Source organism: Roseateles sp. (assembly GCF_049240545.1).
Taxonomy (GTDB): Bacteria; Pseudomonadota; Gammaproteobacteria; order Burkholderiales; family Burkholderiaceae_C; genus Paucibacter_A.
In genome coordinates, this window is sequence record NZ_JBMLSK010000288.1 from 21945 (window position 1) to 34293 (window position 12349).

12 protein-coding genes are annotated in these 12349 nt (G+C 64.0%); 1 reads left to right on the forward strand and 11 read right to left on the reverse strand.

Features of this window, described 5'->3' with window-relative positions:
* Window positions 1–18: 18 nt before the first annotated feature.
* The 10 genes from mraY to ACOVRJ_RS18690 all read right to left on the reverse strand — a co-directional run bounded on the left by mraY (window position 19) and on the right by ACOVRJ_RS18690 (window position 10509).
* Window positions 19–1197 carry a phospho-N-acetylmuramoyl-pentapeptide-transferase gene (mraY, locus tag ACOVRJ_RS18645; RefSeq protein WP_422045326.1) on the reverse strand — a complete coding sequence of 393 codons (1179 nt, stop codon included), beginning with the start codon at window positions 1195–1197 and terminating at the stop codon, window positions 19–21.
* The gene (locus tag ACOVRJ_RS18650; protein WP_422045327.1) at window positions 1187–2614 is read right to left on the reverse strand and encodes a UDP-N-acetylmuramoyl-tripeptide--D-alanyl-D-alanine ligase; all 1428 of its coding nucleotides are present in this window, start codon (window positions 2612–2614) and stop codon (window positions 1187–1189) included. The genes mraY and ACOVRJ_RS18650 overlap by 11 nt, the downstream gene beginning before the upstream one ends.
* An 11-nt stretch (window positions 2615–2625) precedes the next feature.
* Window positions 2626–4137 (reverse strand): UDP-N-acetylmuramoyl-L-alanyl-D-glutamate--2,6-diaminopimelate ligase, encoded by a 1512-nt coding sequence (locus ACOVRJ_RS18655; protein WP_422045328.1) that lies wholly within the window; start codon window positions 4135–4137, stop codon window positions 2626–2628.
* Between the two features lie 115 nt (window positions 4138–4252).
* Window positions 4253–6112, reverse strand: coding sequence for a peptidoglycan D,D-transpeptidase FtsI family protein (locus ACOVRJ_RS18660; protein ID WP_422045329.1), 1860 nt, complete (start codon window positions 6110–6112; stop codon window positions 4253–4255).
* On the reverse strand, window positions 6109–6429 hold the full coding sequence (gene ftsL, locus ACOVRJ_RS18665; protein WP_422045330.1) for a cell division protein FtsL: 321 nt from the start codon (window positions 6427–6429) through the stop codon (window positions 6109–6111). The genes ACOVRJ_RS18660 and ftsL overlap by 4 nt, the downstream gene beginning before the upstream one ends.
* Before the next feature lie 10 nt (window positions 6430–6439).
* On the reverse strand, window positions 6440–7465 hold the full coding sequence (gene rsmH / locus ACOVRJ_RS18670; protein WP_422045331.1) for a 16S rRNA (cytosine(1402)-N(4))-methyltransferase RsmH: 1026 nt from the start codon (window positions 7463–7465) through the stop codon (window positions 6440–6442).
* Window positions 7465–7893, reverse strand: coding sequence for a division/cell wall cluster transcriptional repressor MraZ (mraZ, locus tag ACOVRJ_RS18675; RefSeq protein WP_263537537.1), 429 nt, complete (start codon window positions 7891–7893; stop codon window positions 7465–7467). The genes rsmH and mraZ overlap by 1 nt, the downstream gene beginning before the upstream one ends.
* Before the next feature lie 614 nt (window positions 7894–8507).
* The gene (locus ACOVRJ_RS18680; RefSeq protein ID WP_422045336.1) at window positions 8508–9596 is read right to left on the reverse strand and encodes a rhodanese-like domain-containing protein; all 1089 of its coding nucleotides are present in this window, start codon (window positions 9594–9596) and stop codon (window positions 8508–8510) included.
* A gap of 33 nt (window positions 9597–9629) precedes the next feature.
* Window positions 9630–10046: a DUF6691 family protein gene (locus ACOVRJ_RS18685; protein WP_422045332.1), complete on the reverse strand. Its 417-nt coding sequence runs from the start codon at window positions 10044–10046 to the stop codon at window positions 9630–9632.
* A gap of 1 nt (window position 10047) precedes the next feature.
* On the reverse strand, window positions 10048–10509 hold the full coding sequence (locus ACOVRJ_RS18690; protein WP_422045333.1) for a YeeE/YedE family protein: 462 nt from the start codon (window positions 10507–10509) through the stop codon (window positions 10048–10050).
* Window positions 10510–10621: 112 nt separating this feature from the next.
* Between ACOVRJ_RS18690 and lplT the strand changes: the two genes are divergently transcribed.
* Complete coding sequence (gene lplT / locus ACOVRJ_RS18695) at window positions 10622–11908, forward strand: lysophospholipid transporter LplT (protein WP_422045334.1); 1287 nt, start codon at window positions 10622–10624, stop codon at window positions 11906–11908.
* A gap of 37 nt (window positions 11909–11945) precedes the next feature.
* On the opposite strand, the gene ACOVRJ_RS18700 is transcribed toward lplT, so the two are convergent.
* Window positions 11946–12242, reverse strand: a complete 297-nt coding sequence (locus ACOVRJ_RS18700; protein ID WP_422045335.1) for a hypothetical protein — start codon at window positions 12240–12242, stop codon at window positions 11946–11948.
* Window positions 12243–12349: the final 107 nt, after the last annotated feature.

A 12349-nucleotide genomic window follows, 5' to 3' on the forward strand; every position in this document is an offset into this window, starting at 1 on the left:
TCAGTCATCACAAAACCATCAACGCAGCTTCAAGCTGGCCAGACCGACCAGACACAGCAGCATGGTGATGATCCAGAAGCGAATCACCACCTGGGTTTCCTTCCAACCCGATTTTTCAAAGTGGTGATGCAGCGGCGCCATCTTGAAGATGCGCCGGCCTTCGCCGTACTTCTTCTTGGTGTACTTGAACCAGCTCACCTGCAACATCACCGACAGCACCTCGGCGACAAAGATGCCGCCCATGATGCCCAGCACGATTTCTTGGCGGGTGATCACCGCCACCGTGCCGAGGGCGCCACCCAAAGACAGCGCGCCCACATCGCCCATGAAGACCTGGGCCGGGTGCGCGTTGAACCACAGAAAGGCCAAGCCCGCGCCGGCCATGGCCGCGCAGAAGATCAGCAACTCACCCGAGCCTGGGATGTAAGGCAGCAGCAGGTACTTGGCATACACCGTCGAGCCGGTCAGGTAGGCGAACAGGCCCAGCGCCGAGCCCACCAAGACCACCGGCATGATGGCCAAACCATCCAAACCATCGGTGAAGTTGACCGCATTGCTGGCGCCCACAATCACAAAGAAGGACAGCGCGATAAAGCCAAACACGCCCAGCGGATAGCTGACGGTCTTGAAGAAAGGCACAATCAAATCTGCCTTGGGCGGCAAATCGGTCGAGAAGCCACTGCTGATCCAACGGAAGAACAACTCGATCACGCCGAGGAAGGTGTTCTCCGACACGCTGAAAGCCAAGTAGATCGCCGCGAGCAGGCCGATCAGCGATTGCCAGAAAAACTTCTCGCGGCTACGCATGCCTTCGGGGTTCTTGTCGACCACCTTGCGCCAGTCATCCACCCAGCCGATGGCACCAAAGCCCATGGTCACCAACATCACCACCCAGACGAAGCGGTTGCTCCAGTCAAACCACAAAAGCGTGGAGACGCCAATGCCGATCAGGATCAAAACGCCGCCCATGGTGGGCGTGCCGTTCTTGGCCAGATGCTGCTGAATGCCGTACTCGCGGATCGGTTGGCCGATTTTCATCTCGGTCAGGCGGCGGATCACCCAAGGGCCGAAGGCCAGGCCGATCAAGAGCGCGGTCATCGCCGCCATCACCGCGCGGAAGGTGATGTATTGGAAAACGCGCAAGAAGCCGAGATCGGGGTAGATCCCCTGCAGCCATTGAGCCAGACTAAGCAGCATGGTTTACGCCCCCTTGCGTGTTGGCCTGCAGGGCCGCCACTACTTTTTCCATCTGCATGAAACGTGAACCCTTGACCAGAACGTTGTGAGCCAGCGGTAGGCCGCTCGCCTCACTGACCGCGGCCACCATCTCGGCCGTGGTCTTGAAATGACGCGCCGCTGGGCCATAGGCCGCGGCAATGTCTGCGGCCGCCGTGCCGGCGGTCCACAGCGCTTGAATGCCTCGCTCGGCGGCATAGGCGCCGACTTCGCGGTGGAAGGCCTCGCCCTGATCGCCCACCTCACCCATATCGCCCAGCATCAACCAGGCTGGGCCTGGCAGGCCGGCCAGCACATCGATGGCGGCGCGCACGCTGTCGGGGTTGGCGTTGTAGCTGTCGTCAATCAGCGTGACGCGGAGCTCGCCTTGCATAAAGCTCTTCAGCTGCGAGCGGCCCTTGACCGGCTCAAAGCTCTCCAGCCCGCGTGCAATCGCCGCCAGGGGCGCGCCTGCAGCCAAAGCGCAGGCCGCAGCGGCCAGTGCGTTTCGCACGTTATGCACGCCGGCCACGGCCAGCGCCACCGGCGCCACGCCGGCGGGCGTGTGCAGCTCCAGGGCCCAGTGACCCACGCTGCTATCCGACTCGACCCAGACCGCGCTGCCGGTCACATCAGCCTCGCCCTGCAGGGCAAAGCTCAGGTGCGGGCGGCTGCCGGCCATCTCATGCCAGATCGGTGCGCAGGCATCTTCGGCCGGGAACACCGCCACGCCCGAGGAAGCCAAGGCCTCAAAAACCGCACCGTTCTCGCGCGCAGCGGCTTCCACCGTCTGCATGAACTCTTGGTGCTCACGCTGTGCGTTGTTCACCAAGGCCACGGTCGGGCGGGTCATGGCCGCCAGCGGTGCGATCTCACCGGGGTGGTTCATGCCCAGTTCCACCACAGCAGCCTTGTGCCATTGCTGCTCGTCTTGACGCAGGCGCAGCAGCGTCAGCGGCACGCCGATGTCATTGTTGAAATTGCCTTCGGTCGCCAAGGCCCCGCCGCCCACCCAGGCGCGCAGAATGCTGGCGATCATCTGGGTCACGGTGGTTTTGCCGTTACTGCCGGCGACGGCAATCACCGGCAATTGGCAATGGGCACGCCAGGCGGCAGCCAGGTGGCCCAGCGCCGCCTTGGCGTCGGGCACCTCAATGCCGGGCAAGCCGGCTTCAGCCAAGCCCCGCTCGGCCAGCGCCGCCACCGCACCGGCGGCAGCCGCTTGCGGCAAGAAGTCATTCGCGTCGAAACGCTCGCCACGAAGGGCCACGAACAAGTCACCGGCGGCCAGGCTGCGGGTGTCGCTGTGCACGCGAGCAATCAAGGTCTCACCCGAGCCGATCAGGCGCGCCGTCGGCACGGCCGCCAGCAGCAGCTGATGGGCTTGCGCCAGGGTCATCAGGCAAGCGCTCACAGGCCGGCCCTCGCGATCAGGGCGGCGCGGGCTTCGTCCACATCCGAGAAAGGCTGGCGCACGCCGGCCACTTCTTGGTAGTCCTCATGGCCCTTGCCGGCCACCAGAATCACATCGCGCGGGCCGGCTTCACGCACGGCGCGCTCGATCGCATGGCGGCGGTCCACCTCGATCAAACGCGGTGCTTCGGCGGCCAAGCCGGCTTCGATATCGGCCAGGATCTGCTCCGGCACTTCATGGCGCGGGTTGTCGCTGGTGATGATGACGCGGTCCGCAAGCCGCGACGCAATCGTGCCCATGGCGGGACGCTTGGCGCGGTCGCGATTGCCACCGCAGCCAAACACGCAAAGCAGGCGTCCACCGCGCGCCTCGGCCAGTGGCTTCAGTGCGCTCAAAGCCTTGTCCAAGGCATCCGGCGTGTGGGCGTAGTCCACCACCAACTGCGGCAACTCCAAGCCATTGCCCACCCGCTGCATGCGGCCCGGTACCGGCGTGACACTGCCGGCCACGGCGGCGATCTCGGCCAAGCCGTGACCCAACGCGCGCAGGCAGCCGATCACGCCCAGCAAATTGGCGACGTTGTATTCGCCGATTAGGCCGGTTTCAACCAAGATCGATTGCTCGCCCTCGCGTAGCGTGAAGGCCAAGCCACCGGCGCGGTAGTGCAGATCGCTGGCTTGCAGGCGGGCCGCGCTGCTGAGCGAACAAGTCCACACATCCAGGCGGTCGGCCAGTTCCACAGCCAACTCGGCGCCCTTGGGGTCGTCGATATTCAGGACTGCAGCACGCAGACCCGGCACATCGAAGAGCTCGCGCTTGGCGGCCCAATAGGCCTCCATCGTGCCGTGATAGTCGAGATGGTCTTGGGTGAAGTTGGTGAACAGCGCGACCTGGATCTCGCTGCCGCTGAGGCGAAACTCCTTCAGACCGATGGAGGAGGCTTCAATCGCGCAGGCGCCATAACCTTCATCCAGCATGCGGCGGAAGTTGGCCTGCAGCAGCACCGGGTCCGGCGTGGTCAGGCCGGTGTAATCGATATTGGCGGCGCGGGCCGCATGGCCGGGGCGTGCCGGCAGCGGCGGTTCGCCCACGCCCAGGGTGCCGACCACGCCGCAGCGCTGGCCCAGGAGCGAAAGCGCCTGAGCGCACCACCAGGCGGTGGAGGTTTTGCCATTGGTGCCGGTGCTGGCAATGATGGGCAGGGCCTTGGACGGCTGGCCGTAATAGGCCGCGGCGATCAGACCGGTCTTGGCTTTGAGGCCAGGCAGCGAGGCCACGCGCGCGTCGACAAAGCCGTAGGCATCGACGCCTTCGTCTTCGACCAAACAGGTGGCGGCGCCGGCCGCAAGCGCTTGCGCGACGAATTCGCGGCCATCGCGGGCATAACCAGGCCAGGCGATGAAGGCATCACCGGGCTGCACCGCGCGGCTGTCGGTGCGCAGCACGCCGGTGGTCCATTCTTGCAGCCAGCGCGCGGCGGCTTCAGGGGATTTCAAACGGGTCAACATCAAAAAACTTTCTTGCCTAGAACGGCCTGCGAGGCCTGTTCCGGCTTCAATGGGCAGGGCCGGCCAAAGACCTTCACTGACGCTTGAACGGGGGATTGCAGCTTCATCCCCATGATCAGAAGCTTTCCTCGACAGCCTGAGGCTGCGGCTTGGCCTTGTTCTGGCTGGCCACGATTTGCGGCTTCACCTCCAGATCGGTCGGCACATTCAGCAGGCGCAGGCTTTGCGACACCACCTGGCTGAACACCGGGCCGGCCACCGATCCACCGTAGTAAACGCCATTGCTGGGCTCATCCACCATCACCGCCACGATCACGCGCGGGTTGCTGATCGGCGCCAGGCCCACAAACCAAGAGCGGTACTTATTGCCCGCATAGCCCTTGCCTTCTTGCTTGTGCGCGGTCCCCGATTTGCCGCCGACGCTATAGCCGCTGACTTGGGCCAATGGCGCCGTTCCACCAGGGGCGGCCGCCATTTGCAACATCATGCGCACGTCATGCGCGGTCTTGGGTGAGAAGACCTTGATACCCGCGGGATAAGCATTGGCATCCTGGCGCATCATGGTGATGGGGATCACCTCGCCATTGCGGCCGAACACGGTGTAGGCACGGGCCAGCTGCAAGAGCGAGGCCGACATGCCGTAGCCATAGCTCATGGTGGCCTGCTCCACCGGACGCCAGCTCTTGTAGGGCCTCAGCTTGCCGGTAATGGCACCCGGAAAGTCAATCTGCGGACGCTGCCCAAAGCCGATGGCGGTGTACATCTCATGCAGCTCGCGAGCCGGCATATTCATCGCCATCTTGACGGTGCCGACGTTGCTGGACTTCTGAATCACCTCGGCCACGGTGAGCACCCCATGCGGGTGCGCATCGCTGATGCGCGAGCCGGTGATCATCATGCTGCCGGGCGCGGTTTGAATCGGCGTATCGGGCGTCACGCGGCCGGTTTCCAGCGCCAGCGCGGCCACGAAAGGCTTCATCGTGGAGCCGGGCTCGAAGATGTCGGTCAAGGCGCGGTTGCGCAGCTGGGCGCCGCTCAGGTTCTTGCGCTCGCCGGGGTTGTAGCTGGGGTAGTTGGCCAGGGCCAGTACCTCGCCGGTTTTCACATCCAAAACCACCACGCTGCCGGCCTTGGCCTTGTGTTCGGCCACCGCATCGCGAATGCGCTGGTAGGCGAAGAACTGCACCTTGGAATCAATGGACAGATCGATGTCACGGCCATTGGCGGCAGGCACGCGCTCGCCGATGTCTTCCACCACCCGGCCAAGGCGGTCGCGCACCACCGAGCGGCTGCCATCGCGCCCTTGCAGCTCTTTCTGGAAGGCCAGCTCAATGCCTTCTTGGCCGCGTTCTTCGATATTGGTGAAGCCCACCACATGGGCGGCGGCCTCGCCTTCGGGGTACTTGCGCTTGTATTCGCGGTCTTGGAACACGCCCTTCAGGCCCAGCGCCTTGATCTGCGCCGCCACTTGCTCATCGGCCTGACGCCTCAGCCAGACAAAGCGGCTGTTCGGGTCGAGCTTGCGCTCCATCTCGGCCTGCGACCAACCCAAGATCTTGGCCAAGGCCTGACGCTTAGCGGGGTCGGCATCCATTTCCTTGGGTATGCCCCAGAACGATGGCACGGCCACGCTGGCGGCCAGCACCTGGCCGCTGCGGTCATTGATGCGGCCACGGCTGGCGGGCAATTCCACCTGATGCACAAAGCGGGCCTCGCCCTGCTTTTGATAGAACTGGGTGCCAATCACCTGGACGTAGAGTGCGCGGCCCAGCAAGCCCGCAAATGCCACGCCCACCAAGGCCACCAGCAAACGCGACCGCCAGGGCGGCGTCTTGGAGGCCAAGAGCGGGCTGCTGGAATAGCTGACGCTGCGCGCGCTCGGGTGGCGCCCGGCACCGGCCAGCGAGCTCTTGGAACGTTTGGTTGGCGTGGCCCCCGAGGTGCTGGGCTTGCGCAGACGCTTCAGCCAGCTCATTGCGTGCCCCCAGTGGTCGCAAGCACGGCCTTGCCGCGTTTTCCATCAGGGCCGTGATCCTCAGCGCTCTGGGTCACAGCCGGGGTGATGGTGCGCATTTGCAAACGCTCGCGCGCCACTTGCTCCACCCGCAGATTGGTCGCTTGCGCATGGCGCTCGGCCTGCAGGCGCTGGTTATCGGCCTCCAGGCGGCGGCCCTCGGCCTGCGCGCGGTCCAAGGCAGTGAACAGGCGACGCGCCTCATAGGCGCTGCGCACCAGCACCAGGCCACTGGCCAGCACGGCAATGATCAGCAAGAGATTGAGGCGCCCGAACATCGCTGAACGCTCACTCAGCGCGCCGATGGCGCTTCTTCACATGCACTTCCGGCAGCGGCGCTTCCGTGCGCTGCGCCACCCGCAGCACGGCCGAGCGCGCACGCGGGTTGGCCGCCACTTCGGCGTCGCTGGGCATGATGCGGGCGATAGCCTGCAGCGCCAGCGGCTTGGGCTCGGCAAACATGGCGCGGCGGTCCACCACCTGCTTGCTGTGGGCACCGATGAAGTTCTTGACGATGCGGTCTTCCAGCGAGTGGAAGGAGATGATGGCCATGCGGCCGCCGGGAGCCAGCAAATGCAGCGCCGCGTTCAGCCCTTGTTCCAGCTCTTGGAGTTCGCCGTTGACGTGAATCCGAAGAGCTTGAAAGGTACGCGTGGCGGGGTTTTGACCCGGTTCGCGAGTCTTGACCGCACGAGCCACGATTTCGGACAGCTCATCGGTTGTTCGCACGGGCTGGCCGTCTGCGCGGCGAGCCACAAGCGCCTTTGCAATCTGCCCAGCAAACCGTTCTTCTCCATAGTTGCGTATCACTTCCGCAATCTGGCGCTCATCGGCGCGTGCCAAAAAGTCAGCAGCACTTTCGCCGCGCGTGGTGTCCATGCGCATGTCCAGCGGTCCGTTGAAACGGAAGCTGAAGCCACGCTCGGGGTTGTCAATCTGAGGGCTAGAAACTCCCAGGTCCAGCAGCACGCCTTGCACCTGCTCAATGCCCAAACCGGCCAGCTGCGCCTGCATATCGGCAAAGGGCGAGTGGCAGATGGCAAAGCGCGGGTCGTCAATGCGCGAGTCACCGGTGGTGGCGGCGGCAATCGCCTCCAGGTCGCGGTCAATCGCAATCAGCCGGCCTTGTGCACCCAGCTTGGACAGCAGCAAGCGCGAATGCCCGCCGCGGCCAAAGGTGCCGTCCACATAAATGCCGTCAGGCGAGGTCAGCACCGAGTCCACCGTCTCGTGCAACAAGACGGTGGTGTGCGAAAACAGCGGCGCCGACTCTGCTTGGGCAGCGCTGTCTGGGGTGTTATTGGAGTGAGCCATCAGAAGCTGAAGTCCTTGAGGGCATCCGGCATGTCGGACGCCATGACCTGGGCTTCATGCGCGGCATAGGCAGCCGCATCCCACAACTCAAAGTGGCTGCCCATGCCGAGCAGCATCACGTCTTTTTGCAATCCGGCGCTGGCACGCAGCTCGGGCGAGATCAGCACACGGGCCGCGCCGTCGATCTCCACATCCATGGCATTGCCCAGGAAGACCCGCTTCCAACCGGCCGCCGACATGGGCAATGCGGCGATGCGGTCACGAAAGCCTTCCCACGCTGGACGCGGAAAGACCATCAAGCAGCCTTCGGGGTGTTTGGTGATGGTCAGCTGGCCGGCGCACAGCGCCTGCAAGACCTCGCGGTGGCGTGTTGGGACGGCCAAACGCCCCTTGGCATCCATTGCCAAGGCTGAAGCCCCCTGAAACACAAAATTCGCCACGGCGACCCACCAAATTGCACTTTTCAACACTTTAATACCCGAAAGGCAGTGGGTCAAGGCAAATCGTGAAATTTCTCTTTCAAATCAAGTACTTAGGGAGGCTTTCTCAGAATTTTCAAAAGCAAATATCGTTCAAAAATAAGGACTTGCAGAGGGGTGTGAAACCAGAGCTTGAGAAAGCACGGGCACTTTCGGGGAAAGTTCACGGGCGGAGGGGGGCGAGCTTGGCGGTAGACGATTCACGCCGGCAGTTATTGATGTGCAGCGCATTGCGCTCCGGCGGCCCGGCCCGCTACCGGGCTCATGGTGCCCGGGTCGGCTCTAGCGAGCCGACTCCCCTCGGTGCTCACTGCGCAGGTCAGCGGCGGCAAACTCGCTACGCGAGCCAAGCTCGCTGCGCTCAAACAGGTGCCGCCAAGTCAGAAGTTGAAGCGCGCTGCGTGCGCCTGACCCGCTCCGCTGCGCTCTCGGCCGGGCACAAATCGCCCGTCAGCGGGCCGAGCCACCTTCGGTTCAGGTTTTCGCAGCGGGCCGGGGCACCTGAGCGCGGCAGCCCGAAATCAAGAAAACAATGCAGCCAACAAGAACTGCACCAATTCCACTTATTCGCTACCGCCCACCACCGGCAGGCTTTCGGCGCGCCAGCGCAGCATGCCGCCGTTCAAACTGGCCACTTGCTTGAAGCCGGCTTTTTGCAGCAGCACCGTGGCTTGCGCTGAGCGGGCGCCGGAGCGGCACACCGCCACCAAGGGGCGCTGCGGGTCCAGCTCCGAGACCCGCGCCGCAAGTTGCGACAAGGGCAAGAGCTGCGCGCCCTCGATATGGCCCAGCGCGTCGGTGAACTCCGCCGGCTCGCGCACATCCAAGAGCTGCAGCTTCCCAGCCGCGCCCTCCCCCGCCCGCAACTCCGCCAAGGCATTGGCCTGGATCTCCCAGATACCGCTGAAGGCCAGCGTCAGCGGCGCCCACTCGCCCTCATCCAGCGCCGCCCCATTCGACTCCGGCCGACCGCAGACCAAGTTGGCGGGCACGGCCTTGTCCATCAGCTTGGGGTGCGGCAGGCCCAGATGGTTCATATAGCCGGCAAAGTCAGCCTCGTTGACATCGCCGCCCAGGCGCGGGTTGAAGCGCAACTCCTCAGCGACGCTGGTGACCGTTAAGCCACGGTAGTCATGGCCGGGGTAGAGCAGGCAAGCTGCCGGCAGGCTGAGGATTTGCGACTTGACCGATTGATACAGCATCGCCGGACTGCCCTGCTGGAAGTCGGTGCGGCCGCAGCCACGGATCAAAAGGCTGTCGCCGGTGAAGGCGCGGCTCAAATCGTCGAGCACATAGGTCAGGCAACCATTGGTGTGGCCGGGCGTGGCCCGCACCTCCAAGTAACGCGAGCCAAAGGCGACCCGGTCGCCATGCTGTAGCAAGCGGTCCGCATGTTCGGCGCCCGAGGCGGCGGCCAGCATGATCTGGCTGCCGCAGCGCTGCTTCAGCAACCAGGCGCCGGTGACATGGTCGGCATGCACATGAGTGTCCAGAGTGGCAACCAAACGCAGGCCCAGCTCGCGCAGCAGGGCCAGATCGCGGCGCTCATGCTCGAACACCGGGTCGATGATCACCGCCTCGGCGCTGTTCGAATCACCCAGCACATAGGTGTAGGTCGACGAGGTGGGGTCAAACAACTGACGAAAAATCAACATGACAAGCGTCTCCAAAAATCAGTCAAGCGATCAGCCGCGCGCCGAGAAACAGCGGTCATGCAGCCAAATCCCCAAGAGCATGGCGGGCACAAAAGTCCAGGCCGCCTCCATGCCCTGCCCCAAAGCCACCAAGGCCGGGCCCGGACAAAAACCGGCAATGCCCCAGCCCACACCAAAGAGCAGGCCGCCCACCGCCAGGCGCGCATCGATGCGCTTGTTGTTGGGGATCTCCATCGCGTCCCCGCTCCAGGCCCGGCTCTGACGCTTGGCATAAGCAAAGGCCAGCAGGCCCACGCCCACCGCGCCGCCCATCACCAGGGCCAAGCTGGGGTCCCAAGCGCCGGCTAGGTCCAAGAATCCTTTGACCTTGGCCGGATTGCTCATGCCACCCAGCATCAGCCCCAGACCAAAAATCAAACCACTGAGCAATGCCAACACGGCGCGCATCTCAAACTCCCGGCGTCAAGACATGACGCATCAGATACACGGTGCCAAAACCGGCCGCCATGAAGACCATCACATTGACCAACGAGCGCAAAGACAGCCGGCTCAGACCGCAAACGCCATGCCCGCTGGTGCAACCATTGCCCAGGCGCGCGCCAAAGCCCACCAAAACGCCGGCCAGCACCAAGCCCAGCGGCCCCACATCCACTTGCGCGGCCGGCCAGGGCGCGAAGCAGCGCCACAGCCACGGCGCCAACACCAAGCCTGCAATGAAAAACAAGCGCACCGTCTGCGAGGCAGCTCCCGCAGCCCTGGGCTTGAACAGCGCCAGCAAGGGCTCGGACACGATGCCGATGATGCCGGCAATGCGGCCATTGCCCAGCAAATAGAGCGCACTGGCCAGGCCAATCAAGAGCCCGCCGCCCAGCGCCTGCCACGGCGTGAAGTGAATCCAGTCGATGTTCATGGCGCAAATCTTAGGCGAGGACGCGGCCGGCACTCCCGGCTTGTCACTGGCATTTCATGCCGGCCTGTCACGCTTTTTACTTCGACACCTACAAAAAGAAGCATCTGCCGCCATGCCCACCGGTTTTCACCTCTTGATCGCGGCCCAGTTTGCCTCCGCACTTGCCGATAACGCTCTGCTCATCGTCATCATCGCCCGCCTGCAAGAGCTGAACCTGCCGGGCTGGTGGGCGCCGATGTTGAAGTTTGGCTTCACCGTGTCCTATGTCTTGCTGGCGCCCTTTGTCGGGCCGCTGGCCGATGCCTTCCCAAAGGCGCGTCTGATGGCCTGGATGAACGGCGTGAAGCTGCTCGCTGTGGGCGGCCTGGCCTGGGGCGTGCATCCCTTTGCGGCTTTTGCGCTGGTCGGCTTTGGGGCTGCGGCGTATGCGCCGGCCAAATACGGCCTGGTGACCGAGCTGGTTGGGCCCGATCGCCTGGTGCGCGCAAATGGCTGGTTAGAAGTCTCGGTGGTCTGCGCCGCCCTGTTCGGCACGGTGCTGGGCGGCTTGTTGGTCAGCCCCTGGCTGCTGAGCCAGGGCGCGTATGCCGAGTTGCGAACGGCCTTGAGCCACCTGGGTTGGTTCAGCGCCAGCGGCTTGGGCGTGTCCATCATGATTCTGATGACTGTCTACGCCTTGGCTGGCCTGCTCAATCTGGGCGTGCCCAATAGCGGCGCTCGCTACCCGGCCAGCGGCATTCATCCCGTGGCCTTGAGTCGGGACTTCTGGCGCGCCAACCGCAAACTCTGGGCCGATGCCGACGGCGGCCTCTCGCTGGCGGTCACCACCTTGTTCTGGGGCGTGGGCGCCACGCTGCAACTGGCGGTGCTGCGCTGGGCGGCCGATGTTCTGCAGCTGCCGCTCTCGCAATCCGCCTATCTGCAAGCCGCCGTGGCGGTCGGCGTGATCGCCGGCGCCGCTGCTGCCGGCCGCTGGGTACCCCTGCACGCGGCCAAGCGGATGTTGGTCTTTGGCGTGCTGTTGGGCTTGTTCATCCCCGCGATTGCCAGCACTCAAAGCCTCGGCTGGGCCATCCCGCTGTTGGTCTTGGTGGGCGCTGTCGGCGGGCTGATGGTGGTGCCGCTGAATGCCTTGCTGCAGCACCGCGGCTACACCTTGCTGAGCGCCGGCCGCTCGATTGCCGTGCAAGGCTTCAATGAAAACGCCAGCGTGCTTTTGATGCTCGCCGGCTACGCCGCCCTGCTCGCCCTGGACGTGCCCATCGTCGCGCTGATGTGGGGCTTTGGGCTGGCGATTGCTTTGGCCATGGGGCTCTTGATCCTGCGGGAGCTAGCGCGTGCGCGGATGCGTGCGACTGAGCCGCAAGCAATCACCGCAAGGGGCCGGATCCAAAGCTGAGAGCAGACGGCAAGACACCCTGAACAGATGCGGCTTTTCAGTCTGGCTTGAACATGGACTTGTGTTTTTCTATCGCCTTGTCAAAGGCGTCCGCCTGGGAAAACTTGGGCGTGTAATAAAAGCCGATCTCCCGGTTAGCGGAAACTTCATAGAGCAGCGTGCCGGCGCCACCGGAGGACATCAGGTTGTCGAAAGCGACCTTGGGCAGAGCGATCATGGGCACGCGCTCAGCCAGCAGCATCTTGATCAGACGCTCGTAGCTGATCACGGTCTCGATCTTGTAGCCCTTGGCTTTCAGCCAATTCTCCTGGGGCGAGCCTAATCTGCAACCCACCGTGAGACTCGTGTCCGCCACATTGCTCGGCCGGGTTTTGTACGCGAAATAGTCTGTGCTGGTCTAATTTCCCCGGACACCTCGATAGGTGGAATCCACCTGGACGA

Bases quoted from the DNA above. Each gene is read 5' to 3' on its own strand.
- ACOVRJ_RS18690 (WP_422045333.1), bottom strand. From the start codon at position 10,509: ATGAACATCGACTGGATTCACTTCACGCCGTGGCAGGCGCTGGGCGGC.
- ACOVRJ_RS18655 (WP_422045328.1), bottom strand. From the start codon at position 4,137: ATGTTGACCCGTTTGAAATCCCCTGAAGCCGCCGCGCGCTGGCTGCAA.
- ACOVRJ_RS18685 (WP_422045332.1), bottom strand. From the start codon at position 10,046: ATGCGCGCCGTGTTGGCATTGCTCAGTGGTTTGATTTTTGGTCTGGGG.
- mraY (WP_422045326.1), bottom strand. From the start codon at position 1,197: ATGCTGCTTAGTCTGGCTCAATGGCTGCAGGGGATCTACCCCGATCTC.
- rsmH (WP_422045331.1), bottom strand. From the start codon at position 7,465: ATGGCTCACTCCAATAACACCCCAGACAGCGCTGCCCAAGCAGAGTCG.
- ACOVRJ_RS18660 (WP_422045329.1), bottom strand. From the start codon at position 6,112: ATGAGCTGGCTGAAGCGTCTGCGCAAGCCCAGCACCTCGGGGGCCACG.
- ftsL (WP_422045330.1), bottom strand. From the start codon at position 6,429: ATGTTCGGGCGCCTCAATCTCTTGCTGATCATTGCCGTGCTGGCCAGT.
- ACOVRJ_RS18650 (WP_422045327.1), bottom strand. From the start codon at position 2,614: ATGACCCTGGCGCAAGCCCATCAGCTGCTGCTGGCGGCCGTGCCGACG.
- lplT (WP_422045334.1), top strand. From the start codon at position 10,622: ATGCCCACCGGTTTTCACCTCTTGATCGCGGCCCAGTTTGCCTCCGCA.